The sequence below is a fragment of the Sphingomonas sp. T1 genome, assembly GCF_902506585.1.
In the GTDB taxonomy this organism is placed as follows: domain Bacteria; phylum Pseudomonadota; class Alphaproteobacteria; order Sphingomonadales; family Sphingomonadaceae; genus Sphingomonas; species Sphingomonas aerolata.
The window spans coordinates 3,797,741-3,823,254 of the sequence record NZ_LR733875.1 but is presented as its reverse complement, the minus strand read 5'-3'; the positions used below and the strand labels follow the sequence as shown (position 1 = coordinate 3,823,254).

Sequence of the window (25,514 nt, the reverse complement as noted above, 5' to 3'; positions counted from 1 at the left end):
GGGTTTCCGAATGAGACGGCCGCCGCGTGTCGTGACCGAGATGTCGCAAGCCTATAGTTTCTCGCGTCGTGCCTGGATGCTGGGCGCGGTGCAGGGCGGCGTCGGGCTGATGCTGGCCGGGCGGATGGCATGGCTGTCGATCGCGCAGAACGAACGCTACACGATGCTGTCCGAGAGCAACCGCGTGAACATGACGCTGTTGCCGCCGCGGCGCGGCTGGATCGTCGACCGCCACGGCGTGCCGATCGCGAACAACCGCACCGATTTCCGCGTCGACATCATCCCCGACCGGCTGCGCGACAAGGAGCGCGTGCTGCCGCTGCTCGGCCGCATCCTCCAGCTGCCGCCCGAGGAGATCGAGCGGATCGCGATCGACCTCGACCATGCCGCCGGGTTCCAGCCGGTCCAGGTCGCGGAGAATCTCGACTGGGAGCGGTTCGCCGCGGTCAGCGTGCGGCTGCCCGAGCTGCCCGGCGTCGCGCCGACGCGCGGCTTTGCGCGCAACTATCCCGCAGGCGCCGCGGTCGCGCACCTGACCGGCTATGTCGGCGTGCCCAATGCCGAACAGTATAAGAAGACGCGCGACCCGCTGCTCGTCACCCCCGGCTTCAAGCTCGGCAAGGACGGGCTCGAGAAGATGCTCGAACCCGCGCTGCGCGGCGAGGCGGGCGCGAAGCGGGTCGAGGTCACCGCGCGCGGCAAGCTGGTCGCCGAACTCGCGACCAAGCCCGACGTGCCGGGCAAGACCGCGCGGCTGACGATCGACGCGGGGCTGCAGGAATATGCCGCGCGCCGGCTGGGCACCAATTCGGGGTCGGTCGTCGTCATCGACTGTCGCACCGGCGAGATGCTCGCGATGGTGTCGATGCCCGCCTATGACCCCAACAGCTTTTCGGACGGGATCAGCCATCTCGAATGGCAGATGCTGAGCGACGACGATCACGTGCCGCTGATGAACAAGGTCACGCAGGGGCTGTATCCGCCGGGTTCGACGGTCAAGCCGATGAACGGGCTCGCGCTGCTCCATGCCGGCGTCCCGGCCGACGCGCGGGTCAATTGTTCGGGCGCGATGCGGCTGGGGACGAGCGTGTTCCATTGCCACAAGCGCGGCGGGCACGGGCCGCTCGACCTCAAGAACGCGATCATGCAGAGCTGCGACATCTATTTCTACGAGATGGCGCGGCGGGTCGGCTATGCCGCGATCGCGCCGATCGCGCGGACGCTGGGCATGGGGCAGAAGTTCGACCTGCCCTTTTCGACGCAGCGGTTCGGGACGATGCCCGACCCCGACTGGAAGCTCACCAAGTACAAGCGGCCCTGGACGGTCGCGGATTCGCTTAACGCGTCGATCGGCCAGGGCTATGTGCTCGCCAACCCGTTGCAGCTGGCGGTGATGGCGGCGCGGATCGCATCGGGCCGCGACCTGCAGCCGAGCATTCTCGCGAGCCAGGTCCACCGCGACGCGCCCGCGCTGGCGATCGATTCGGAAAATCTGGCGCGGGTGCGCGAGGCGATGTTCGGGGTGATCAACCAGGGCGGCACCGGCGGCGCGGCCAAGCTGCTGATCCCGGGCGTCGCGATCGCGGGCAAGACCGGCACCGCGCAGGTCCGCCGCATCACCATGGCGGAGCGGCGCTCGGGCGTGCTCAAGAACGGCCAGCTGCCGTTCAAGCTGCGCGACCATGCGCTGTTCATCGGCTTCGCGCCCGCGGACAACCCGCGCTACGCGCTTGCCGTGGTGCTCGAGCATAACGGGCATACGGTGCGCAACCTCGACACGCCGATGATCGGGCGCGACATCATGACCTACATGCTCGACCGCGAGCGCGCGCTGAAGACGCTCGCCGAGGTCGAACCGACCTGGGGCGGCGACATCAGGACGCGGATGGCGGCGACCGCGGCGAGCTATCGCGCGGCGCAGAGCGCCCCGCCCGCCGCGATCGCGACCAAGACCGACGCGACCGTGCCGAGCGACGCCCCGGCGGTCGAGAACGCCACCGACGTCGCCAACCGGACCCAGGCGGATCTCGCAGGCGGCGGCGGCGGGGTCGCGGAAGACGGAACGACGGAGCGCGGCCAATGACATCGCGGATCATCCCCGAACAGCTTGCCACCCTGCCCTGGCGGACGCTGCTGCTGGTCACGGCGATCGGGACCTTCGGGCTGGTCGTGCTCTATTCGGCGGCGGGCGGCTCGCTGCGCCCCTGGACGCTGCCGCAGGGCATCCGCTTCTTCATCCTCCTGGCAGGCTCGGTCGTGCTCTCACGCATCCCCGAGCGCGTCTGGAAGGCGGCGGCGTGGCCGACCTATGGTGCGCTCGTCCTCGCGCTGGTGCTCGTCGAGCTGCTCGGCGCGGTGCGCGGGGGCAGCCAGCGCTGGCTCGACCTCGGCTTCATCAGGCTGCAGCCGTCCGAATTGATGAAGCCGGCGATCGTGCTCGCCTGTGCGCGCTTCTACGACATGCTGCCGCCCAACGAGACGCGGCGGTTCGCGGCCGTCTGGCCCGCCGCGGTGCTGATCGGCATCCCCGCGGCGATCGTGATGAAACAGCCCGATCTGGGCACCGCGCTGATGATCTGCGCAGGCGGCGCGACGGTGATGTTCCTGGCGGGCATTCCGCTGCGGCTGTTCGTCGGCGGCGCGGTGGCCGCGTCGGTCGCGATCCCGCTCGCGATCAACTTCGCGCTGCACGACTATCAGCGCAACCGCATCCTGATCTTCCTCGATCCCGAAAGCGACCCGCTGGGCACCGGCTATCACATCAGCCAGTCGAAGATCGCGATCGGATCGGGCGGGCTGTGGGGCAAGGGGTTCCTCAACGGCACGCAGAGCCATCTCGACTATCTCCCCGAGGGGCATACCGACTTCGTCTTCGCGACGATGGCCGAGGAATGGGGGCTGGTCGGCGGCTGCCTGCTGATCCTCGCCTTCCTGCTGGTGATCCGCTGGGGGATCGAGGTCGGCCAGCGCGCGCAGTCGCGGTTCGCACGGCTGGCCGCTGCGGGGCTCGCCACGACGATCTTCTTCTATGTCGCGATCAACCTGATGATGGTGATGGGCCTTGCCCCCGTGGTGGGCATCCCGCTGCCGCTGTTCAGCTATGGCGGGTCGTCGCAGATGACCGTGCTGTTGTGCCTCGGGATCCTGATGTCGATCGACCGGGAAAATCGCAAGACGACACGCTGGTAAGCAGAAAAAGACAGCAATTTGGACGAAAGGGGGTTGCGGCCCCCGATGAGTCTGCTAACAGCGCGCCTCCAGCAGCGGGGCGCCACACCAGGGCGCCACTCAAAACCGCCCCGGAATGGACGCATAGCTCAGTTGGTAGAGCAGCTGACTCTTAATCAGCGGGTCCTTGGTTCGAGCCCAAGTGCGTCCACCATTCTCCACCGCAGAAAACAAACGTTTTTCAGTGCGGCGGAGTCATGTCTGTTCGACATGGTTTGATCCGTCTTCCGACAGCTTCTCTCCCAACCGGATGATATGCGCCCGCCGTGCGACTGCGATTTCTCACGCGTTGTTCGCGATTGGCTCGCTGCAGGTTCGCATGACGTTGAGCATTGCGTGACCGGAGATCGGCCGCACGACCGGGTTGCCCGTCTTCTACTGTATCAGGGCGATCTGCTCGCCTAGCTGAGCCCCTGCCCGCGCGATCGCGCTGTACCCGGCGCCTCTGGCATCATTGGAGCCGAATACGTCCCAGACGCGCCGGCAGCGGTCGCCAGACGCGCTCATTGATCAACAGTCCCTGCCCGTCCCAGCTGGGGCGGCATCGTGACGAGCAGGGAACCCTTGCGGGGAGGCGAGGCCTCATCTGCCGGGTGAGGCTTTGTGGTTAAGAAATGGTTAACGCCGTGGATCGTGGCGTCGTTTGTACGAATAACGAGGCTGGTCGAAGGCCACGGCACCTCGGCACGGATCGACTTCGGTGATGTCCCGACCATGACGGGACAAATGATGTGGAGCTATAGCTCTTCCGCATAGCACATCGGCCACGCCTTGCGGGTGGTTGCAAGCATGCGTTCGTGTTCGGCAGCTGCGATGGCTGAACCGCTTTTGCGGTTCGCCATCGCTGACCTTGCCGACCTCTCAGCTGTGCAGTTGACGTCTGTCGCCAGTGACTACCGAGCTTGACGTTGAATTATATATAGGCTGGCGTCGTACCATGGCCCTGGTATTTCTCGCCTTTCACGCTGCTGCGATTGAACATGCCGAGATCTCGGTTGCCCGCCTTCACACTGCTCGGCATCCGCTGGCAGTAACCACGATCCTGGTTTGCTGATCCAGCACCATGTGGTGTCGAGGCCTTGTCGCGCATCGTGAACTCCTATTAACCCTATTGTTTAACTCTTTTCACATTCGCGTTAATTGCGACGTAACTGAGTTCGTGAGAGTCCAAGAACTGAGCGGCGCATTGGTTCCGACCCAAAATTCCGGTAAATTTTGCGAGCAACCAAAGTACCATAGTGCCCTTGGTGCCGTGATACCCAGGGCCGAGGACGGGTTGGGCCGGGCATGGCCGAAAGGTCGCAACGAGCGCCTGTTTGAGCAGGCCGAGCATGCCGCGATCGACCCGGGGACAAATTTTCGCGTGATCGTGCTGGTCGACGCGGCCGCGTTCCAGGCACGAAAGACACGGTGGATTCCGTCGGCCGAGCCGCTAGGCTGCGCCTGATCACAGGGAGACGTGCCGTGATACGGACCTTGGCCGCAATTGGTCTTGCGATGGCCGTTCCAGCGACCGCGCAGCACACGCGCTCACTGGGGACCGGCACGTCGCCACCCGCGTCAATCGATCAACTGGCCTGGCTGGCAGGCAGCTGGGTCGGCACGGGAATGGGTTCCGACGTGACGGAAACCTACTCCGCGCCGCTGGGAGGCCGGATCACGGGCCATTTCGCGATGGCCGACGGCAAGGGCGGCGTATCGTTTACCGAACTCGTGGATTACGTCCCGCTCCGGGGATCGCTGGCCTATCGAGTTCGTCACTTCAGCCCGGACATGACGGGCTGGGAAGATGGGACGGGCAAGCCCGTAATCTTCCCGCTGGTGGCGGTAGAAAAGGATCGATGGTTTTTCGACGGCATGACGATCGAACGCACGAGCCCGAGCGCGCTCACTATGTGGGTAAGGATCACCGAAAAGGGCACGACGAACGAGGTTCCCTTCAGACTGGTCCGGACGCGCTCGGTGGTTCGATAGGTTAGCGGGATTGGTGGCAAGGTGTCCGCGGTGTGGATTTGACCGATGCGCGCATTGGGGTCGGAGGCGGAATGGCCGGAGAGGTACGCGGGCTATTTCGACGTAGTGTGAATGACCGGCCGGCTCGAAAGGAGCGGCTGCTTCACATCGGAAACCGCATGATACTTCGCCACGGCAATGTATGCTTTTGATACATATCACATTCATTTTGGATGAACTTACCGTTCGCGACCGACCGTATTCCCGCTTACGGCGACTTAAGGGGGAATCAACAGATGACGACGAGCGAAGTAGATAAGAAACAGCCAAATATTATACCGCAGCTTGATGGCCTGCGCGCGTTCGCGGCTCTTTTAGTTGTCGGCTCGCATACCGGCCAGATTGGGCTTCCGTTGATTTTTCCGAGCCTTACAGGCGGTTTCGGTGTCTTGCTGTTCTTCATGCTAAGCGGGTTTTTGATGGGGTATTTGTACCTTCACAAGCCGCTGGATGCGCCCTCGGTCGCGCACTACGTCGCTGCCCGCGTCGCCCGGATCGCGCCAATATATCTTTTGGCTGTGACTTTGGCCTACATCGCGTCAGCCCTACTCGGCCCCCAATTCGTGTATTACATAAACGGCCGGGATTTTATCCGCCTTCTCGCCTTCTCCGGCAGCAGTCACATCTTCTGGTCAATCCCACCGGAAGTGCAGTTCTATGTGGCATTCGCCGCCTTCTGGTATGCTGTCCGGCGCGGTTACGCCGGCCTTGCAGTGCCAGCGGTCATCCTGCTCGCCGGCGTCACGATGCTCTTCCGCCCGATTTTTCCCGGAATATCGCTCCCCTCGCACTTTCACATATTTTTCCTGGGCGTCACGTTGGCGGTGATGGTTCGCAGTGGCGTCACTGCTATAATCAGCGCCAAGATCGCGGCTTTCATTCAAGCTGTCTCGATCATCGCGCTACTTATGGCGTCGCTGCGGATTTGGCCGAACAAAGAATTCATCGAATCCATTGGTTGGGACGATAACGCAGTCGTCTACGGCAATATTGGCCTAGTAATATGCTTTGGCGCATTCCTGCTGGCAAGCACGGTTCCTAACCGCTTCGGATCTGCCATATTCGCAAACAAGCCTATGCGACGGATCGGTGGGTACAGCTTCTCTCTTTACCTTCTTCATGAGCCGATCCTTGCGGGAACTGGATACCTGACCTCTGACGTGCTGCCAGGCAGCATCGTGATCGCCATCGGGATTTTGCTGTCACTTGTCGTAGCCGCAATCTCATTCCATTGGTTCGAACGTCCGGTCCAGGACGCGCTGAGGGCCCCGATTGCAAAGCTGGTTTATGCCATCATTGTCAGGGTCAAGCTGGCGTTGGGCTGGGCCCAACCGGCACCGGCTCATCTTGTCGAGCCAGCAGTCAAGGTCGTGAGCACCCCCTAGCGGGGCAGCAGCGCCTCGTCCCCAGGCAGGTAGCGCTCTTCGGTCAGGTCCAGTGACCGGACTGTCGACGACCTGGCCGCGTCGCGGTGCAGCCGCCCCGGCAGCGCGGTCTTCGGCCGCTTCCCGCACTCACCGCAACGGAAGAACCGGGCCGGCCTCGGTCCCCCGATAGACGTCCAGGTTGACCTCCGTATGCCGTTCAAAGCCACAGATCAGATCTATGGTCCGGATATCGAGGGACCGCATGTTTTCGAGGTTCATGGGGGGGGCGGGATCAACCACTGCAGTCGCCCCTCATCGATCGCGTCAACCGCTGCCGCGATGCGCGTCCAATCAATATGGTGGAGATCCCCTAAGGTATCGAGCAGCGTGGCGACAACAGGCGCAGACGCCAGCGTGCCATGCTTCCAACAGCGCACGATCAGTCGCGACGTCGGCGTGTCAATTTTCTCAGCTGGGCCTGATTGAGTTCCCGGGTCCGCTTGCGATCTGCGATCAACGCCCGCCGAAGAGCGGCGCCGTGCAGAGGCTGTGCAATCCACCTTGACGACCGCGCGCGAGTCGGCCGCACTTTACGTTTCGCGGGTGAAAGCCTCCGTGCCTTTTTGGGCATTGGTGGTCGAGCCTGGCTCGGTGCGGCATTGGCCTTTGGCGCCACCGGAATGTTGCCACCTTCAGCTGGAACTGCGGTCGAGATAGCGGCCGGCTGCGGCGTAACAGGCGGTGCGATGGGGGCTTTTGGGGTTCGGGCGACGGGAGCCTTGACCAGGGCCGGGCGGGGATCTGCCTGGCGGGTGTAATAGGCTGCGCCAACCGTGCTCATGATCCCCAGAACGACCGCGGCGATCGCCGAATATCGTGCCGTACGGATGCTTCGTTGGTTGCGGGCCGTGAGGACCGCCAAACGGTTGTCGATGTCCTGACGCTGGTTCGCGAGCGCCCAGAGCGCCGCGTTGCTCCCGATCCTTGCGCCGTAGTGCGAACCCGGAATCGTGCTCGCGGCGACCAGATATTCTCGATCGGCCGGCTCGATGGCCGGCGGTTGCAGGGGAGGATCGTCGGGGAGTGTTTCCGCAGACCGGGCTGCCGTTGAGGGAGATTCGCTGCTTGCCATGGAAAAGCTACGTATCAGATTGAATTAGGTTTTATGCAGCCAATCGGTCCCGACATAGCACACCGACGCCTATACTCCCCGGATGGCAGGCCGGGTCCTGCTTCAGGCCGCGATCGATCCTCGTGGCGCGGGGCCATTCGGTCGCGACGCCTGGGGCTTGGGCGCGGTGGCCGCCATATAGCCAACCAGCATCCACAAGGGGGCGGCGACCTTCATCGAGAAGATCGCGGTGCCGCCGATCATCATGTTGGCGAAGAGATAGACCGCGGTCGCCCAGGCGCAGCGCTTCGAGGCGGTGTCCGTCGCACGCTGGCCGAGCGAGAAGAACAGCCAGATCGCGATGAGCCCGAAGATCGAACTCGACGCGGTGACATAACCGAAGCCGGTGTCCATCAGATGCCGCGCCTTCATCGCATTCGCACCGAATATGGTCGGAATGTCGAGCTTGCGCAGCGCCTCGGTCGTGATCCCCAGCCGGCCGATCAGATCGTCGGTATGCTCAACATTGTCACCGACGACGAGAAACGCCAGCAGGACCAGGACCGGTGCAATCAGGAGGGTGAACCACCGCGACAGATGGGGAAATATGAAATATCCCATCATCGTCACCACCGCCAGCGCCGACGACGTCCGCGTGTTGTTCGAGAGCAGGATCAGCAGAATCGCCGCCACCATCGTCGTCCGGATGGCGACGCTCAGCCGCCCCCATGTGGCGACGAGGAAGACGCAGAGGATACCGGCGAAGTTCGCGTTCGAAACCTGCTCCAGGAACACCGACGAGGTCCGCGCGCCCGAAAACACCCCGAAAGAAAAGCGCGATTCGAACCCCGCCGCATTGTTGAACAGGCCGGTCTCGTTGAACTCGCTCACCTCCATGCCGCGCGTTGCCGCATAGTAATTGCCCGGCTGGAATACCGACACATAGGCGGTCGGGAAGGCGATCTCGAAGATCAGCACCGTCAGGGTGATGATCGTCAGCAGCGCAAAGGCGAGATGCACCTGGGGAAAGCTGCACCGACGACCGAGCAGGAAGAAGGACGCGATGATCGCGACGTTGCGAAAGGCATCGGGGAACACCGCATCGCTCGCGAGCGACGTGAACACCGCGAGGAGTGCAAACAGGTAGAGCAAGCCGATCGCCGGAGCGTCTTCGCCGTCTGGACGACGCTTGAGCAGCGCCAGCCCCATCGCGCCGCCCAGCAGCAGCCCCTCCATCGCGATCGGCGCTGCGGACGTTAGGCCCTTCACATGCGCGCTGATGATCGCGAGCATCGCATTGTACAAGCTCGCGGAGACGACGAGCGTGACCGCGAGGATCCCGAACCTGTGATCGCTGATCAGCGCCTTGCCGCCGGATGGCGTCGCCGTCTTGGGCCGCGCCCTGACCCCGGTGATAGGTTGTGAAGTCTTCATGATGTCACCGTTTGCAGTTGGTGCGGATAATCGAGGCCGACGCGCCGCTCGAGGAACATTCTACGGCTGCGCGTCGATGGCCAGCCCTAAATCCCGGCTCAGGATGTGCCCAGTTCGGCGGCGGCGGGCGGCTTGCGGCCACCGCGCAGCAGCCTGTTCATGCCCTTGAGCAGCGGGAGTTCGATGGTCCGGTGAACGACGATCCCGGCGACGCTGCTGACAACGAGCGCGAGGATGACGAAGACGGCCCCGTTCGCCATGCCCAGATCGAGACCGACGACATGGGCCGCGACGCGGGTGCCCGCGATCACGAAGATATGGCTGAGATAGATGCTGTAGGACGCGTCGCCGAGCAGGGACAGTTTCGGGAGGTCGGGCAAATGGCCCGAGATTTCGATCTGCAGCGCCGCGCACAGCAGAATGACCGCGGGTATGCCGAGGACAATGAATTGCGAGATGGAAGGCCTTTCAAGATCCATCCAGAACAGCGTAGCGAAGGCGGCGAGCCCTATCAGCGCCCAGATGCCGGGCGACAGGCGCGGAACACGGCGGATCGTACACGCCAGGACAATCCCCGCGAGAAATTCGGCGAGGCGGTCCGTGCCGTAGAAGGCCGCGGTCGTCCCGGAGAGCCACGTCTTGGCCGATACGTACACGAGCGCCAGCAGCACGGCGACGAACAGGGGCCTGAGCGACTGCCTGACGGCCAGCGCGCACGCAAACACCGCGTAGAACATCATCTCGGTATTGAGCGTCCAGCCCGGAACGATGACCGGGGTCAGGATCTCCGCATTGGTCGCGGCAACGGCCGGGTTCCAATAGGGGAGAAACAGGAGCGAGAAGCCGAGATGCGGAAGGTCGAACTTGGTCGACCGCAACAGATCGCCGAAGAACAGCGCGACCATCGCTGCGAATATCGTCAGGACCCAGTATAGCGGCGCGATCCGGATCAGGCGCTTGACCAGGAAGTCGCCGATGCCGACCTTGCGGTCCCTGGTCGTCCACCACATGACGAACCCGCTCAGGACGAAGAATATGTCGACGCCGAACGATCCAGACATGGGAAGTTCGCGAATATTCGCCACCTGCTCGACTTGTACGACCGCGTGGAAATAGACGACGGCCAATGCAGCGATACCGCGCAGATATTGCAAGGACGACAGGTGCATCCCGGATTTTGGTACGGAGGTCACTGATTGTCCGCCTTACAGTTTAAACAGGTTTACGGGCCCTGCGGCACGCGACCGGTGCTGCAGGACAGGATATTCAACTATTATACGCGTCGATTTCGGCATCTGACGGGGGTACAACCTCAGAGTCATAGGGTGCTCGTCGAACCACGTCGGCGGTTCAGCGCCATGTCGACGGGCTTAAAACCGCATTATCAGATAGATAGAGGGCATATCTGACCGCACGCTGGTCCCCATCCGGTGTCGTGAGCGGGCTTCTGGCATAGAATGGCGCCGACTTCCACGGGATTCCCGGCGTCCGCGCGACCCGGAATGGCACTGACCGCGGCGGACAGGCATGTCGTCGCATCAAAGCATTTGGTTACCGGGCGATTCACTTTGCCGATGATCTCGGCCATGCTCATGCCGAACACGCGTCACCTGTGTCACACGACATGACGGCATTTGTCGAACTCTGTCAGTAAGTGTGACGCTCCCAATAATTATTCATCGCCAACGTCTTGTTGCGGAAGAAAAATTTAACACAAATTGGCTATTTGAAGGATCGCACTGTGCTTCACATCGAGAGCACGGCATTCCATCCAAACCTCGTAGGTGAAGTAAGATGATTCTTCCTCGCGTCATCGCCGCTGCCACGGCCCTGCTGTCCTTCGCCACCGCCGCCGAGGCCGCGCCGCGGTTCGGCGTCAATCTCGCGGGATGTTCGTTCGTCGCGAACGGCGCCCTGTGCCCGACCGTGGCCGACGTCGCCTGGTACGTCGACAAGGCCGGGTTCCGCAGCATCCGCCTACCGTTCAACGGCAGCCAGATGAATGACCCCGTCGTCCTCCAGCGGGTGATCGACGTGGTCAAGGCGGCCAGCGCGCGCAATGTGCCCGTGATCCTCGACCGCCATGACTATAAATGGCCGACGCCGGCGGAGCAGATCGCATTCTGGCTGCCGATCCTGCGCAAGCTCGACAATTCCGAAATGGTCATGATCGACCTGATGAACGAGCCGCGCTTCTTCACCGATCCCGTGGTGACGAACGACTGGATGCAATGGGTTCGCGATACCAACCAGATCGTCGCAGGCATTCGCAACGCGGGGTTCAAGCACCGCATCCTCGTCGAGTGGCCGCAATGGTCCGCGTCATTCCGGTTCGACAAGAACGAACCGGCCAGCCGGGACTGCGAGAGCGCTGCATGCGCGATCGATCGCTCCGGCGGCCTCATCGATCCGCTGAACCGCATCGTCCTGTCGCCGCATCGCTATTTCGACACCGGCTCCAGCGGTACTAATGCGGAGTGCGTCAGCGAACCGGCGGGCGACGGCGGACTGAAGATCTTCGCCGCCGCTGCCCGGAAGCGGGGATATCGGGCGATCCTGGGCGAATATGCGCTGGGAAGCTCGAAGGGGCTGCCCGCATCCTGCACCGCGATCGCGGCGAACGTCGTCAAGTCGATCAAGACCGACAGTGACGTCTGGCTCGATGCGATGGCCTGGGGCGGCGGTCGCGCGTGGACGGAATCCTATTTCTTCAAGATCGAACCGACCAAGGGCACGCGGGAATCGGTGCCGGTGGCCGCCTACACGAAGCTGATCGCGGGCCAGTAAGCCGCGGGGGCACCTTCCCCGCAGACGCTGCGTGAAGGGCCGTATTCCGGCTCTTCACGCCCCTACCGGCCGACCTGCATCAGGATGGCGTCGGAGGGGAGCAGCTTGTCGAGGAAGGGCAGCAGCGCGGCGCCGATGACCGGTGCGTCGGCGGCGAGCGCGCCGCGGATGATCGTGGTCATCGGGGGCTGTACGGTGACCGCCAACGCGCCAGCGAGGCGGGCGATCAGACGGTCGAGCAGCGCGGTGTCGAGCCGGCCGCCGATGACGATGGCGTCGGGATCGATCAGGCAGGTGATGTTGATCAGCGGCGCGATCAGCGCCTTGGCGGCGAGATCGACCCAGCGTTCGAGCACGCGGTCGGTCTGCGGATCGGCGGGCCGGATGTCCTTCTGGCTTTCGACATCGAGGCCGGCGTCCTTCAGCATCTGCAGCAGCGCCGAGATCGAGACGATGTCCTGCACGACCGCGCCCGGCGCCGGGTTGGTCGCGTCGGGCAGCAATCCCAGTTCGGCGCTGCGCTTGTTCGCGCCCTCGACGAAATGGCGGTCGATCATCAACCCGCCACCAAGCCCGGAATTGATCAGGATATAGAAGAAGCTCGCCAGCGGTGACCCCGCCCCCGCCTGCGCCTCGCCGATCGCCGCCGCCGCGGCGTCGTTCTCGATCACGGTCGGCCAGGGCATGACCGGGGCGAGCAGCGCGGGGATCGAGAGGCCCGCCCAGCGATCATAGTCCGACGGCCTCCCGGGCAGCGTGATGACGCCCAGATCATTGGGCACCGCGACCCCGACGCCGATCACGCGGTCGCGTCCGACCCCGGCCTCCGCGAGCAGCGATTCGAGGTTGTGCGCGACGAACGCGACGACGTCCTCGGGCATCGCAAAGGCGATATCCTGCGCGATCCGGCTGCGCACCTGACCCGCGAGATCGAGCGCGACCAGCGTCAGGTGATCGCGATCGATGTTGAGGCCGATCGCGACGCAGCCCAGCGGCTCGATCGTCAGCTGGATCGCGGGCTGGCCGCGCGGGCCCTGGAGGCGACCGACCTCCTTCACCAGACCCGCGTCGATCAGCCGGCGCGTGATATTGGCGATCGTCGGCGCGGTCAGCCCGGTCGTCCGGCTCAGCTCGACACGGCTGGTCTCCGGGCTGAGCCGGATGGCCTGCAGAACCACGCGCTGATTATAGTCGCTCGCACGCGCCAGGTTCGTGCCCGACAACGACACTGCGAGGCGCGCACCGCGCGCTTCCCGTATCGGCTTGTCCATCGTGATATGCCCCTCCGACGTATTCTTACACGTCCGGCGAAAGAAAAGTCGATGGGCCCGGCCGGGCTCATCGATCCGCCCGGGCCCTATCACGCACCACCCCGCTGCAACCGCATGGAAAACCGACCGCGTGAAAGAAAATTAAATTTCTTAATCTGCTTGCGCCCCTGTACGTCGCCCCCTAGCCTTGACCCCAGCACATCAGGTCGCGCCGCCGCTCAATGGTGCGACAGTATCTTTCCGGCAATCCCGACGAGGACGCCGGCCACGGACGTGTATTGGAGAGGCGCATTGGCAGCATCACGAGGCATCCCCTGCAAGGAAACCGGGCGATTGGTGAAGCGTGTACGGAGCAATGTTCTTCCCGGACTTGCGTGTGCGAAGATGTCGGCCGCATGATCGGGGTGTCATCTTCTGCACTACTTCGCCGCGACATGCTGAAGGCCGGCGCCGCGGTGCTGTGCACGGCAGCGGCGACGCCCGCGTTCGGGGTCGCGGCGGCGGCGCCCGTCGCTGGCGGTGCCCGGCCGCCGCGCGATCAGCGTCGCTTCGTCAGCCCGGTGGTCGAGCAGGAGATCGTGCGGGTGAAGGCGAGGATCGCGGATCCCGCGCTGCGCCATCTGTTCGAGACCTGTTATCCCAACACGCTCGACACGACGGTCCGGTTGGGGATCGTCGACGGCAAGCCGGACGGGTTCGTCATCACCGGCGATATCGAGGCGATGTGGCTGCGCGACAGCTCGGCGCAGATGCAGACCTATGTCCATCTCTGCCGCCGCGACCCGGCGCTGCGCCGCCTGTTCCACGGCGTCATCCAGCGCCAGGCGCGGTGCATCCTGATCGATTCCTACGCCAATGCCTTCATGGCGGATCCGCAGGCCAAGTCGAACCTGGGCGCGATCGACGACCTGACCGAGATGCGCGCGGGCGTTGCCGAACGCAAATGGGAGCTCGATTCGCTCTGCTATCCGATGCGGCTCGCCTATGGCTACTGGAGCGAGACGCGCGATACCGCGCCGTTCGACGCGCTCTGGGCCAAGGCGATGGCGCGGGCGGTGGCGACGATGCGCGAGCAGCAGCGCAAGACCGATGACGGCCCGTACCGGTTCGAGCGCGTCAATCGCCACGCGACCGAAACGCTGATGCTGAAAGGCGTCGGTGCGCCGACGCGCAAGGTCGGGCTGATCCATTCGATGTTCCGCCCCTCGGACGATGCCTGCACGCTGCCCTTCCTGATCCCGTCGAACCTGTTCGCGGTGTCGGCGCTGCGCATGCTCGCCAAGGTTCATGTCGAGGCGCGGCACGACAGCGCGGCGGCGGCCGAGTGCATTGCGCTCGCCGACGAGGTCGACGCGGCGCTGCGCACGCATGGCCGGATGGCGGATCGCGCAGGCGGCACGGGCGGCACGGGCACGGGCGGGGACGTCTGGGCGTTCGAGGTGGACGGGTTCGGCAATGCGATCTTCATGGACGATGCGAACGTGCCGAGCCTGTCGGCGCTGCCGCTGCTCGGCGCCGCGTCGCGCACCGATCCACTGTACCGTCGGACCCGGGCGGCCGCCTGGAGCGCGCGCAATCCGTATTTCTTCACCGGCAGCGCGGCGGACGGGATCGGCGGCCCGCACAAGGGGCTGGGCATGATCTGGCCGATGTCGATCATCGTCCGCGCGATGACCAGCGACGACGATGCGGAAATCCGGCAATGCCTGCGCTGGCTCAAGACGACCGACGCGGGCACCGGCTTCATCCACGAATCGTTCGACAAGGATGACCCCAAACGCTTCTCGCGGCCCTGGTTCGCCTGGGCGAACGGGCTGTTCGGCGACCTGATCCTCGATCTCGAGCGCCGCCGACCCGCCCTGCTGCGCGAGACCTTCTGATTCCCCCGACCGTCCTACCTTTAGGAGACCACCGCGTGATCCGCGCCACCCGTCGCGAGCTGCTTGCCGGCTCGACCCTTGCCGCGTTCGGCACGGCCCTTCCCCTTGCCGCACGCGCGCAGTCGCCGGCAGTCACCAGACCCGACCTGTTCATCGGCACGGGCGGGCATGGCCATACCTTCCCCGGCGCGACCCTGCCGTTCGGGATGGTCCAGCTTTCGCCGGATACCAACAATCATGGCTGGGATGCCTGTTCGGGCTATCACCAGTCCGACCGCTCGATCATGGGCTTCTCGCACACGCATTTGTCGGGGACCGGGATCGGCGACATGCTCGACGTGCTGCTGGTGCCGACGCGCAAGCCGCTGAAGCTCGTCGCGGGGCCGCGCGAGACGCCGTCCGACGGCTATCGCCAGCGCTATACCGACGAACATGCCGAGCCGGGCTATTACCGCGTCAAGCTCGAGTCGGGCGTGCTCGCGGAGCTGACCGCGACGGAGCGGACCGGGCTGCACCGCTACACCTTTGCCAAGGGTCCGGGGCATATCCTGATCGACCTGACGCACTGCAAGCAGGAGACCGCGGAGGAGGCGATCCGGATCGAGGACGCGTCGCTGGCGATCGGCGAGGACGGCCTGCTGACGGGCAGCCGCCAGGTCTTCCGCTGGGCGGAGGGGCGCCGCATCCATTTCGCGATGCAGCTGTCGCGCAAGCCCGACCGCGTGCAATTCTATGGCGACGGCGACACGCCGGTCGCAGGCGGCGGGCGCGGCGTGACCGGGCACCGGCTGAAGGTCGCGCTGTTCTTCGACGATGCGGGCGCGGCACCGATCCTGGTCAAGACCGGCATCTCGGCGGTCGACGTCGCAGGGGCGCGCGGCGCACTGGCCGAGGCACCGGGCTGGACATTCGACGCGACCTGCGCCGCCGCGCGGCGGATCTGGGCGAAGGAACTGGACATGGTCCGGGTCGCGGGCGGGACGCCGGCGCAGCGGACGATCATGGCGAGCGCGCTCTACCACACGCTGATGGGCCCGACCTTGTTCAGCGACCGCGACGGTCGCTATGTCGGGCTCGACCAGCAGGTCCACACCCTGCCCGCGACCGAACGCGCGTACAGCGCCTATTCGCTGTGGGACACGTATCGCGCGCTGCATCCGTTGATGACGCTGGTCCGTCCCGACATGGCGGAGCGCTTCGTCCACGATCTCATCCGCCAGACGCAGCAGAGCCCCTATGGCCCGCCGACCTGGCCGTTGCAGGGGTTCGAGACCGGGTGCATGAACGGCTGGCATTCGGTCGCGGTGCTCGCCGAGGCGCATGCCAAGGGGATCAAGGCCGATTATGCGGCGGCCTGGCCCAATATCCGCCGGCGTGCCTTCGACCCGCAATACAAGGACAGCCTCGCGACGCTCGGCCGCGATCATTACATGCGGCTCGGCTACATCCCCGCGGACAAGATCAAGGAGTCGGTCAGCCGGACGCAGGAATATGCCTATGACGACCATGCGATGGCGCTGCTCGCCGACGCGATCGGCAAGACCGACGATGCGGCGCTGCTCCGCAAGCGCAGCGGCAACTGGCGCAACGTGATCGATCCGAAGATCGGCTTTGCCCGGCCGCGCTTCGCCGACGGAAGCTGGTGGGCGGCCTATGATCCGATCCAGCTCGGCCACATGCCGCAACCGCGGTGGCGGGACTATACCGAGGCGAATGGCTGGCAGGCGACCTTCCTGAACCAGCACGACATATACGGGCTGATCGCGCATTTCGGCGGCGATGCGGCGTATGACGCGAAGATCGATTCCTTCTTCAACGCACCCTCGACGCTGCCCGCCAACGCGCCACCCGACATCGCCGGGCTGGTCGGGCAATATGCGCACGGCAACGAGCCCGGGCATCATGTGGCGTATCTCTATGCCTATGTCGGGACGCCGTGGAAAACCCAGGCGATGGTCCGCCGGCTGTGTACCGAGATGTACAAGGACGATCCCGACGGCGTGATCGGCAACGACGATTGCGGCCAGATGAGCGCGTGGTTCATCCTGTCGTCGCTCGGCTTCTATCCGGTCGATCCGACAACGGGGATCTATGTCTTCGGGTCGCCGCTGTTCGACAGCGCCGAGATGCGCGTCGGCGCGGGCAAGACGCTCCGGGTGCGCGCGATCGGCAATGCGCCCGACCGGCCCTATGTCCAGTCGGTGCGCTGGAACGGCAAGCCCTGGACCCGCAACTGGATCGCGCATGCCGACCTGATCCAGGGCGGCGAGCTGGAATTCACGATGGGCGCGAAGCCGTCGCGCTTCGGCACGCGCGCCGAGGACCGTCCGCCCTCGGCGCCGCGCTGACGCCCGCTGCCGGGGGCGGGATCAGAAGAAGGTCTCGACCACCTCGACGCAGGTGAAATCGTCGTCGACGACCAGCACCCGCCGCCATTTGTCGAAGGTGAGGCAGGGGTGCGAGATGTCGAAGGCGATGACGTCGCCGACCGCGATGTCATCGCCGGGGGTGATCGCCAGATAGGCGTGCTGGTCCATCAGCCCGGTCACCGCCCAGTGCGCGGGGGCGTCGACCGGGCGGCGGTCGCGCGCCTTGCGGAACAGCGTCGCGGGCCGGGGGAGCCCGGCATCGAAGGCGACGTCGCGCTTGCCCATCGCGATGACCGCGCGCGCCGGATCGGGGATCGACTGCACCACCGCCCATACGCGCAGCGCGGGCAGCAGCGCGTCGCCAAAGCTCGGCGCGACCGGATTGCGCTTGAGGATCTGTTCCTGCGCGATGCGGTACAGGCCGTCGTCATGGCTGATGTAGCAGCCGGGGCGCAGCACGACCTGGACATCGCCGGCCTTTGCCAGCGCGGCGGTTTCCTCCGCGACGACGTCGTACCAGGCCGAGCCCGCCCCCGACAGGATCGCGGGCGTCCGCGCGATCCGCCCCGTCGCGAGCAGATCGCGCGTGATCGTCACCGCACGACGGATGAACCGCCGGACCTCCGCCTCGTCGCTCAGCACCCCTTCGTAGAATTCGACCCCGGCGAGATGGAGATGCCCCGGCCAGTGCGCGACCGCGTCGAGCACCCCGGCAAGCGCGGCGGCATCGCGGACGCCGGTGCGGAAGCCCGACTGGTCGGGTTCGGGGGCGAGTTCGACGAGCAGGTCGAGCGACACGTCGGCGGCGCGGCAGGCCTCCCCGAGCAGCGCCACCCCGGCGGCGGAATCGACGATGCAGATCAGCCGGAGCGCAGGATCGGCGAGCAGATCGACGATCGCGGCGATATTGGCGTCGCCGACGATCTGGTTCGCGATCAGGATGGTGTCGATGCCGTGCGCCGCCGCGACCTGCGCCTGCTGGCTGGTGGCGACCGTGATACCCCACGCGCCGGCATCGATCTGGCGTTTGAAGAGCGCGGGCGCCATCGTCGTCTTGCCGTGCGGGGCGAGCGACACGCCATAGGCATCGATGAACGCGCGCATCCAGTCGAGATTATGCTGCATCCGCCGCGCATCGAGCACCGCCGCCGGAAACATGACGTCCCCCGCGAGCAGGTTCCAGCGCGCGGCCGCATCCCGACCGATACCCTTGTGCAGCTTCACACCGACGTCGCTCACGGCAGACCTCCCAGATAAAGAAAATTGTTTACATTATTTCGACCCGCGGTGACAGTGTCGATCCAGCCCGGCCACGACAGACGCGTGGCACTGACCTCTGGAACCTCTGGGAGGTGAAATGATGGCGACAGTCATTGCCGGTGTCGACGTGTATGACGGCAGCGGCGGCGCGGCCTTCCGCGCCGACGTCGAGATAGGCGACGGGATCATCGCGCGGGTCGCGGCAGCCGCCGCGTCGCCGCCGCCAGGCGCGATCGACGGGCGGGGCCTGGCGCTCGCACCCGGGTTCATCGACGCGCATACGCATGACGATCTGGTCGTGATCGCGGCGCCCGCGATGACCGCGAAGGTGACGCAGGGCGTGACGACGGTGGTGGTCGGCAATTGCGGGATCAGCGCAGGCAGTGATCTGAGCGCGCATGCCCCCCTGCCCGACCCGCTGGTCCTGCTCGGTGGTGCGGACGAATTCCGCTATTCCGATTTCGCGGCCTATGCGCAGGCGGTGGACGCCGCGGTCCCGGCCACCAATGTCGTCGCGCTGATCGGCCATACCGCGCTGCGTGCGCGGCACATGGACGGGTTCGACCGCGATGCGAGCGACGACGAACGCGCGGCGATGCGCCGCGACCTGGAGGACGGGCTGGCGGCGGGCGCGTTCGGGCTGTCGACCGGGCTCGCCTATGCCAATGCAAACGCCGCCTCGACCGCGGAGGTGATGGCGATCGCCGAGGCGTTGCGCGGTACCGGCGCGCTCTATTGCACGCATCTGCGCAGCGAGGCGGCGGCGATCGTCCCCGCGCTGGACGAGGCGTTCGCGATCGGCCGGCACGCCGCCGCACGCGTGATCGTGTCGCATCTCAAATGCGCGGGCGCACCGCAATATGGTCGCAGCGGCGAAATCCTCGCGATGATCGAGGACGCCGATGCGCATCAGCCGGTCGGGTGCGACTGCTACCCCTATACGGCAAGCTCCTCGACGCTCGATCTGAAGCAGGTCGTGCCGGAGACGCCGATCCGGATCACCTGGTCGGACGCCGAGCCCGCCCAGGCGGGGCGGATGCTCGCGGACATCGCGGCCGATTGGGGCGTCGACCTGCGCGCCGCCGCAACGCGGCTGCAACCGGCGGGTGCGGTGTATCACTGCATGACCGACAGCGATGTCGACCGGATCCTCGCGCATCCGCTGACGATGGTCGGGTCGGACGGCCTGCCCTGCGATCCCCGGCCGCATCCGCGGCTATGGGGCAGTTTCCCGCGCGTGCTCGGCCATTATGCGCGCGACCGCGGCCTGTTCCCGCTGGCGACCGCGATCCGCAAGATGACCGGGCTTCCCGCCGATCGCTTCGGCCTGCACGACCGCGGCTATGTCCGCGAAGGGCTCGCCGCGGATCTCGTATTGTTCGACCCCGCGCGCATCGCCGACCGTGCGACCTATGACGAGCCGACGACCGCAGCCGATGGCGTGGTCGGTGTCTGGGTCAACGGCGTCGCGACGCTCGCGCTCGGCCGACCGACCGGCGCCCGCGCGGGCCGCCTGCTGCGCCGCGCAAACCCCATTACCCAGTGAAGGAATGATCAGATGACGGACGGACTCAAGCGTTATGGCGTCGAAGGCGGCAGCGGCACCGGCGGCCAGCATCTGCCGTTCGCGCGCGCGGTCGGCGCGGATGGCTGGCTGTTCGTATCGGGCCAGGTGCCGATGGTCGATGGCGAGGTGATCGACGGCGGCATCATCCCGCAGACGCATCAGGCGATCCGCAACGTGCTGAAGATCCTCGAGGAAGCCGGATATGGCCCCGAGCATGTCGTGCGCTGTGGCGTATGGCTGGACGACGCGCGCGACTTCATGTCGTTCAACCGCGTGTTTAAGGAGTATTTCGGCGCGCATCCCCCCGCGCGCGCCTGCGTCGTGTCGCAGATGGTCGTCGACTGCAAGGTCGAGGTCGACTGCGTCGCCTGGAAGAAACCGTAAATGCAGCCGGGCGGCATGCTGCTGACCGAGGCGGCGATCGCGGTCGCCGCGCTCATCGTGCTGATCGTGCGGGTGCGGCTGAGCCCGTTCATCGCGCTGACGCTGGTGTCGCTCGCGCTCGCGCTGGTCGTCGGCATCCCGCTCGGATCGATCGTCAAGAGCTTCGAGGCGGGCGTCGGTGGTGCGCTCGGGCATATCGCGCTGGTCGTCGGGCTCGGCACGATCCTCGGCAAGATGATGGTCGAAAGCCGCGGCGCGGAGCGGATCGCGGACAGCGTGATCGGCTTTTTCGGCCCTGCACGCGCCGACTGGGCGATGATGACGGTCGCGCTGATCGTCGGCCTGCCGGTGTTCTTCGAGGTCGGCTTCGTGCTGCTGATGCCGATCGTCTTCACGCTGGCGCGACGGCTCGGGCAGCATCCGATGCGGATGGGGCTGCCGATGGCGGCGGGGCTGTCGGTGGTGCATGCGATGGTCCCGCCGCACCCCGCAGCGTTGCTAGCGACGCAGGCGTATAATGCGGATGTCGGGCTCACCGTGCTGTTCGCGCTGATCGTCGGCATCCCGACCGCCGCGATCGCCGGACCGCTTTATGGCCGGCTGGTGATCCGGCATCTCGCACCGCAGCCGATCGCCCCCGCAGCGGTCGTCGAGGCCGAGGACACGCGGAGCCTGCCCGGCTTCGGCATCACGCTTGCGACATTGCTGCTGCCCGTCGTGCTGATGCTCGCCGGCAGCCTCGCGACGATGATCGCGCTGCCCGGATCGCGGCTCGACGGCATCCTCCGCTTCGTCGGCACGCCGGTCGTCGCGCTGCTCGCCGCGGTGCTCGTCAGCTACTGGACGCTGGGGCTCGCGCGCGGGATGAACCTCGGGACGATCCAGAAGTTCACCAACGACTGCCTCGCGCCGACCGCGATGATCACGCTGGTGGTCGGCGTGGGCGCAGGATTCGGCCGCGTCCTGATCGATAGCGGCGTATCCGACGCGATCGTCGCCGCGGCGACCAGCGTCCATATGCCGATTGTCCTGCTCGCCTGGCTGATCGCGGCGCTGATGCGCGTGGCGACCGGGTCGGCGACGGTGTCGATGGCGACCGCCGCCGGGATCATCGCGCCGCTGGCCGCGGCCAATCCCGGTATCCGGCCCGAGCTGCTGGTGCTCGCGACCGGTGCGGGATCGGTGATCCTCAGCCACGTCAACGATGGCGGCTTCTGGCTGGTGAAGGAGTATTTCGGGCTGAGCGTCGCCGACACGATCCGCAGCTGGACCGTGTGCGAGACGCTGATCTCAGTGGTCGGGCTGGCACTGACGCTGCTGCTGTCGCTGGTCGTCTAGCCTATCTGCCCCCGATCGTCGTCGCGGGGCTGTTCCACCCGCGCAGCCGCACCGTGGCGACGCCGCGGTCGCCGGGATAGGCGACGGTGACGTCACGCGTCTCTCCGGGCAGCAGCGAGACGTAATTGTCGCTGAAATAGGCCGGGAGGATCTGCACGCCCTTGCCGTCGAACAGCGTCAGCTTGGTCTGCAACGCGGGTGTCGTGCCCCGATTGGACAGCGTGACCCGGAGCGATCGCTCGCCCGCCGCCGCCGTCCCTGCCGCAACATCAGCCCGGAGCGTGGCCTGCGGCATCGCGGACAGCGCACGCAGATCCGCGGGGTTCGCCGCCTGCCAGTAGAAATTCTCCGACACGCGGCTCCCGTCGGCGGCCGACGCGTCGAGCCGGACCAGCACTGGCCCCTTCGCCAGCGCCGCATCGAGCGCCAGCGGGAAGAGCGCGACGGTGGCGTTCGCAGGCAGGTCGACGGTCTGCGCGTGGGTCGCGACGGTCGCGCCGGTCAGATCGGTGACCCGCGCGGTGGCCTTGACACCGGTCAGCGGCCGGCGCGTGGTGTTGACCATCACCACCTGACGGCCCGGCTGGTTCATCTGGATGTGAACCGGCTCCGCCCCCTTCTTGGTGCCGTAGAACGCGGCGTGCGTGTCATAGTCCGACGAGTAGATCTGGAAATCGCTCGAGGGCCAGGCGGGGTGCGTCATCCACAGCATCCGGGCGCTGTTGGTGGTCCACAGCCCGGCATTGAACCCTTCGAAGATCGCGCGGTGCGATTCGTAGTTGAGCATCTGCGCCTTGCGCTCGAAATCCGCGAGATCCCGGGCCGGACCGAATTCGGTGTCCATCGCGCGCACGAAGCTCGCCATCGAGACGCCGCGTTCCTGGTGCCAGTCGTGATAGACCCAGGTGTCGCTGATCGGCCAGCGATCCTCGACGGGGACGATGCGCTGCCACGATTCCAGCGTCGGAAAGCTCGCCGTGCCGACCTCGATCGCGAAGCCGTGCGGATAGCCGGTGAAATAATCCTCCGGCGGGTGCCATTCATAAGGCCCCGATCCGCCGAGATTGATGACCCGCGAATTGCCCTTGTAGAGCCGGGTGCCGTCCTCCTGCCAGACCATGTCCTGCAGCGCGGTCTGCAGGATCGGCTGCGGCACGCCTTCGTTGCGGCCGAACCAGAGGATGATCGACGGGTGGGTGCGATAGCGCCGCACCACGTCACGCGCATTGGCGACGAACAGCGGCACGTCCTGCGCCTCCGCGTCATTGTCCTGCGTCGATTCCCAGAAGTCGTTGAGCACCATCAGCCCATGGCGGTCGGCGAGCGCGTAGAACGCCTCTTCGGTGCTCTGCCCCATCCAGTTGCGGATGATGTTCATCCCCGCCTCGCGGTGGAGCCGGAAATAGGGGGTCAGCCGGTCGGTGCCGACCCGCTTCATCATGTCGTCCATGCCCCAGTTGCCACCGCGCGCGGCGATGCGGACGCCGTTGACGCGCAGCACCATCTGCGGCGACAGCGGATCGTCGGGCAATGCAGTGACCGCAGGTGATGTCTCCGCCCCCGGCATCAGCGAATTCGCCCAGCCGCCGCGGACCTTGCGCAACGCCGGGTGGCGTTCGTCGATCACCGGCGTGCCGAGATCATGCGCGAGCGCGGTATCGACCAGCACACGCCGCAACGCCCCCGTGGTGTCGAGCGACGACAGTTCATACGTGACGCTGCGCATCCCGAAATCAAGACTGCGGCGGTCGGACACGACCCGGTCGCTCGCCACCGTCAGATCGAGCCGGTGCAGCGCCGGATCGCCATAGCCGTTGGGCCACCAGAGTTTCGGCTTCTGCACCGCGAGCTGCGGGAAGCTGCTCGGGGTGAAGCGCACGACCTGGCTGGCACCGGCCGGAAGCGTCACACGCTGTTCGACCGCGACATCGTCGAACGCCGCGCGCACGGTCGCCGAGGCCGGCGCGGTGCCGTGGTTCGTCACCGGGACCTCGATCGACACCTCTGCGACCGCATTGTCGGGCCGCGGCAGACGGGTCGAGACCGCCGGATCGCCGATCGTCACGAACCCGGTCGCGGCGAGATCGACCCCCTGCCACAGCCCGGTGTTGCGATCGCGCACGCCGGGGATCCAGTCCCACCCCTCGCTCGCGCCGAAGGTCGGACCGTCGCTCATCAACGCGCCGCCATTGTCGCCGCGCCCGCCGGCGAGCGACTGTTCGTGCGCGATGCCGGGATGCGGCGGCGGCGCGACCAGCACCGCGATGCTGTTGCGCTGCCCGGGCCGGAGCCGGTCGGTCACGTCGAACCGCCCGCGGATAAAGGCGCCCTTCACGTCGCCGATCGCGGTGCCGTTGACCCACACCTGCGCCGCATAGTTGACGCCGTCGAACGTCAGCGTCAGCCGCTTGGCCGGGGTCGCGGGCAGTGTGAATTCGCTGCGATACCACCAGGATTGCCGCGACAGGCTTTCTGGGATCGCCATGTTGTTCAGGCCGATCGTCGGATCGGGATAGACGCCGCGATCGACGAGCGTCGTCAGCACCGTGCCCGGCACGGTCGCGGCATGCCATGAGCAGGCATCGAACCCCGGCTGCGAGATCGCGGCCCCGTTCGCCGCCACGGTCGGCGCCGCGACCAGGCGCCAGGCATTGACGGCATAATGCCCCTCGCGCGTCGGCGCGAGCGCAGGGGCGGTCGATACGGGGCTTGCGACGGGCTTCGAGAAGGGCGCCTTGCCGGTTGGGAGCTCCCAGGCCGGTTGCGGGGCGGTCAGGCCATATTGCGTCTTGACCTGCAGCGGCCAGGACGGGCTGGCATCCTCGAACCGGATCAGCGCCGCGTCGGGCTGACGCCGGGCGAGCGTGGCGATCGCGGGTGCGCCGAGCAGCACGGGATCGAGCGCGAACGCGGCGATCCGCCCCGCAAACCCGGGCTGACCGGGCAGGCGCGGTCCGAGCGCGACGACGCCGGTGGCCGGCGGCATCGCCTCGGCAGTGGCGGTGCCGACGAGCCGCCCGTCGACGAAGAAGCGCACCCGCCCCGCATCCGCGGTCGCGGTCAGCAGGTGCCAGGACTCGCGAGTGATCGCCGCAGTGGCGCGGAGCGTCGTCGCGCCCATCTGGAAAACGGGCTTGCCGTCGTCGAGCGCAAACAGGCGGGCGGCTGCGTCGGCGGGGTTGCCGATCGCCGCGACCGGCACGCGCCCCTTGGGCAGCAGCGTCGGGTTGATCCACGCGCGCATCGTCCATTGCGGCATCGGCGGCAGCGCCCCGTCGGCGGCATAGCCCTGTACCGGACGTTCGAGACCGTCGGACCCGGCGAGGAACACCGCGTTATACGGCCCGATCGCCGCCCGCTTCGGGTGCGCGATCCGCGACGACGGCCAGTCGACCTGCTGTGCCGCCGCCTGCGCCGGCCCCTGCATGGCGGCGACGCCGGCGCACAGCGACGCCGTATAGATCCTGATGGCACTCATCTCGCAGGTTCCCCTTGGGTGTCGTTC

General features: G+C 66.1%; 17 protein-coding genes and 1 tRNA gene. 11 read left to right on the top strand and 7 right to left on the bottom strand.

Translation table 11 applies throughout. The features are described 5' to 3' along the window. Positions 1–10: 10 nt before the first annotated feature. The 3 genes from mrdA (at position 11) to GV027_RS17515 (ending at position 3,382) form a co-directional block, all read left to right on the top strand. Complete coding sequence (gene mrdA / locus GV027_RS17525; RefSeq protein ID WP_159512645.1) at positions 11–2,083, top strand: penicillin-binding protein 2; 2,073 nt, start codon at positions 11–13, stop codon at positions 2,081–2,083. Continuing rightward, positions 2,080–3,189: a rod shape-determining protein RodA gene (gene rodA / locus GV027_RS17520; RefSeq protein ID WP_031392826.1), complete on the top strand. Its 1,110-nt coding sequence runs from the start codon at positions 2,080–2,082 to the stop codon at positions 3,187–3,189. The genes mrdA and rodA overlap by 4 nt, the downstream gene beginning before the upstream one ends. A gap of 117 nt (positions 3,190–3,306) precedes the next feature. Next, positions 3,307–3,382 (top strand) — tRNA-Lys (locus GV027_RS17515). 759 nt (positions 3,383–4,141) lie between these two features. On the opposite strand, the gene GV027_RS17510 is transcribed toward GV027_RS17515, so the two are convergent. Beyond that, positions 4,142–4,318: a hypothetical protein gene (locus GV027_RS17510; RefSeq protein ID WP_156363390.1), complete on the bottom strand. Its 177-nt coding sequence runs from the start codon at positions 4,316–4,318 to the stop codon at positions 4,142–4,144. A gap of 374 nt (positions 4,319–4,692) precedes the next feature. Here GV027_RS17510 and GV027_RS17500 point away from each other — a divergent pair, with 374 nt between their 5' ends. Next, positions 4,693–5,202 carry a DUF6265 family protein gene (locus GV027_RS17500; RefSeq protein WP_159512643.1) on the top strand — a complete coding sequence of 170 codons (510 nt, stop codon included), beginning with the start codon at positions 4,693–4,695 and terminating at the stop codon, positions 5,200–5,202. 275 nt (positions 5,203–5,477) lie between these two features. Continuing rightward, positions 5,478–6,626, top strand: coding sequence for an acyltransferase family protein (locus GV027_RS17495; RefSeq protein WP_159512642.1), 1,149 nt, complete (start codon positions 5,478–5,480; stop codon positions 6,624–6,626). 421 nt (positions 6,627–7,047) lie between these two features. Here the strand turns inward: GV027_RS17495 and GV027_RS17490 are convergent, their stop codons facing one another. From GV027_RS17490 to GV027_RS17480, 3 genes are all read right to left on the bottom strand, one after another. After that, complete coding sequence (locus GV027_RS17490; RefSeq protein ID WP_159512641.1) at positions 7,048–7,740, bottom strand: hypothetical protein; 693 nt, start codon at positions 7,738–7,740, stop codon at positions 7,048–7,050. A 102-nt stretch (positions 7,741–7,842) separates the two neighbouring features. Further along, on the bottom strand, positions 7,843–9,153 hold the full coding sequence (locus GV027_RS17485; protein ID WP_159512640.1) for a hypothetical protein: 1,311 nt from the start codon (positions 9,151–9,153) through the stop codon (positions 7,843–7,845). 98 nt (positions 9,154–9,251) lie between these two features. Beyond that, entirely contained in the window at positions 9,252–10,346 is a 1,095-nt protein-coding gene (locus GV027_RS17480) for an acyltransferase family protein (RefSeq protein ID WP_159512639.1), read from the bottom strand. A gap of 601 nt (positions 10,347–10,947) precedes the next feature. On the opposite strand from GV027_RS17480, the gene GV027_RS17475 reads away from it, so the two are divergent. Further along, positions 10,948–11,940, top strand: coding sequence for a glycoside hydrolase family 5 protein (locus GV027_RS17475; RefSeq protein WP_159512638.1), 993 nt, complete (start codon positions 10,948–10,950; stop codon positions 11,938–11,940). Positions 11,941–12,002: 62 nt separating this feature from the next. Here the strand turns inward: GV027_RS17475 and GV027_RS17470 are convergent, their stop codons facing one another. Continuing rightward, positions 12,003–13,211, bottom strand: a complete 1,209-nt coding sequence (locus tag GV027_RS17470) for an ROK family transcriptional regulator (RefSeq protein ID WP_042466829.1) — start codon at positions 13,209–13,211, stop codon at positions 12,003–12,005. Positions 13,212–13,606: 395 nt separating this feature from the next. Here GV027_RS17470 and GV027_RS17465 point away from each other — a divergent pair, with 395 nt between their 5' ends. Beyond that, positions 13,607–15,091 carry a glycoside hydrolase family 125 protein gene (locus GV027_RS17465; protein WP_159512637.1) on the top strand — a complete coding sequence of 495 codons (1,485 nt, stop codon included), beginning with the start codon at positions 13,607–13,609 and terminating at the stop codon, positions 15,089–15,091. Positions 15,092–15,126: 35 nt separating this feature from the next. Further along, positions 15,127–17,439: a GH92 family glycosyl hydrolase gene (locus tag GV027_RS17460; protein WP_159512636.1), complete on the top strand. Its 2,313-nt coding sequence runs from the start codon at positions 15,127–15,129 to the stop codon at positions 17,437–17,439. A gap of 21 nt (positions 17,440–17,460) precedes the next feature. Here GV027_RS17460 and GV027_RS17455 read toward each other — a convergent pair whose 3' ends face one another. After that, positions 17,461–18,699, bottom strand: a complete 1,239-nt coding sequence (locus tag GV027_RS17455) for an amino acid deaminase (protein ID WP_201302645.1) — start codon at positions 18,697–18,699, stop codon at positions 17,461–17,463. A 118-nt stretch (positions 18,700–18,817) separates the two neighbouring features. Here GV027_RS17455 and GV027_RS17450 point away from each other — a divergent pair, with 118 nt between their 5' ends. The 3 genes from GV027_RS17450 to GV027_RS17440 are packed head-to-tail and all read left to right on the top strand — an operon-like array spanning position 18,818 to position 22,009. After that, positions 18,818–20,266, top strand: a complete 1,449-nt coding sequence (locus GV027_RS17450) for an N-acyl-D-amino-acid deacylase family protein (RefSeq protein WP_159512635.1) — start codon at positions 18,818–18,820, stop codon at positions 20,264–20,266. Between the two features lie 12 nt (positions 20,267–20,278). Then, positions 20,279–20,671 carry a RidA family protein gene (locus GV027_RS17445; protein ID WP_037531717.1) on the top strand — a complete coding sequence of 131 codons (393 nt, stop codon included), beginning with the start codon at positions 20,279–20,281 and terminating at the stop codon, positions 20,669–20,671. Then, complete coding sequence (locus tag GV027_RS17440) at positions 20,672–22,009, top strand: GntT/GntP/DsdX family permease (protein WP_159512634.1); 1,338 nt, start codon at positions 20,672–20,674, stop codon at positions 22,007–22,009. 1 nt (position 22,010) lies between these two features. Here GV027_RS17440 and GV027_RS17435 read toward each other — a convergent pair whose 3' ends face one another. Then, on the bottom strand, positions 22,011–25,487 hold the full coding sequence (locus tag GV027_RS17435) for a glycosyl hydrolase 2 galactose-binding domain-containing protein (protein ID WP_159512633.1): 3,477 nt from the start codon (positions 25,485–25,487) through the stop codon (positions 22,011–22,013). Between the last annotated feature and the right edge of the window lie 27 nt (positions 25,488–25,514).

Excerpts from the sequence above, each read along its gene's own strand:
- mrdA (WP_159512645.1), top strand. The coding sequence starts at position 11 with ATGAGACGGCCGCCGCGTGTCGTGACCGAGATGTCGCAAGCCTATAGT.
- rodA (WP_031392826.1), top strand. The coding sequence starts at position 2,080 with ATGACATCGCGGATCATCCCCGAACAGCTTGCCACCCTGCCCTGGCGG.
- GV027_RS17510 (WP_156363390.1), bottom strand. The coding sequence starts at position 4,318 with ATGCGCGACAAGGCCTCGACACCACATGGTGCTGGATCAGCAAACCAG.
- GV027_RS17495 (WP_159512642.1), top strand. The coding sequence starts at position 5,478 with ATGACGACGAGCGAAGTAGATAAGAAACAGCCAAATATTATACCGCAG.
- GV027_RS17490 (WP_159512641.1), bottom strand. The coding sequence starts at position 7,740 with ATGGCAAGCAGCGAATCTCCCTCAACGGCAGCCCGGTCTGCGGAAACA.
- GV027_RS17485 (WP_159512640.1), bottom strand. The coding sequence starts at position 9,153 with ATGAAGACTTCACAACCTATCACCGGGGTCAGGGCGCGGCCCAAGACG.
- GV027_RS17475 (WP_159512638.1), top strand. The coding sequence starts at position 10,948 with ATGATTCTTCCTCGCGTCATCGCCGCTGCCACGGCCCTGCTGTCCTTC.
- GV027_RS17470 (WP_042466829.1), bottom strand. The coding sequence starts at position 13,211 with ATGGACAAGCCGATACGGGAAGCGCGCGGTGCGCGCCTCGCAGTGTCG.
- GV027_RS17465 (WP_159512637.1), top strand. The coding sequence starts at position 13,607 with ATGATCGGGGTGTCATCTTCTGCACTACTTCGCCGCGACATGCTGAAG.
- GV027_RS17450 (WP_159512635.1), top strand. The coding sequence starts at position 18,818 with ATGATGGCGACAGTCATTGCCGGTGTCGACGTGTATGACGGCAGCGGC.
- GV027_RS17445 (WP_037531717.1), top strand. The coding sequence starts at position 20,279 with ATGACGGACGGACTCAAGCGTTATGGCGTCGAAGGCGGCAGCGGCACC.
- GV027_RS17440 (WP_159512634.1), top strand. The coding sequence starts at position 20,672 with ATGCAGCCGGGCGGCATGCTGCTGACCGAGGCGGCGATCGCGGTCGCC.
- GV027_RS17435 (WP_159512633.1), bottom strand. The coding sequence starts at position 25,487 with ATGAGTGCCATCAGGATCTATACGGCGTCGCTGTGCGCCGGCGTCGCC.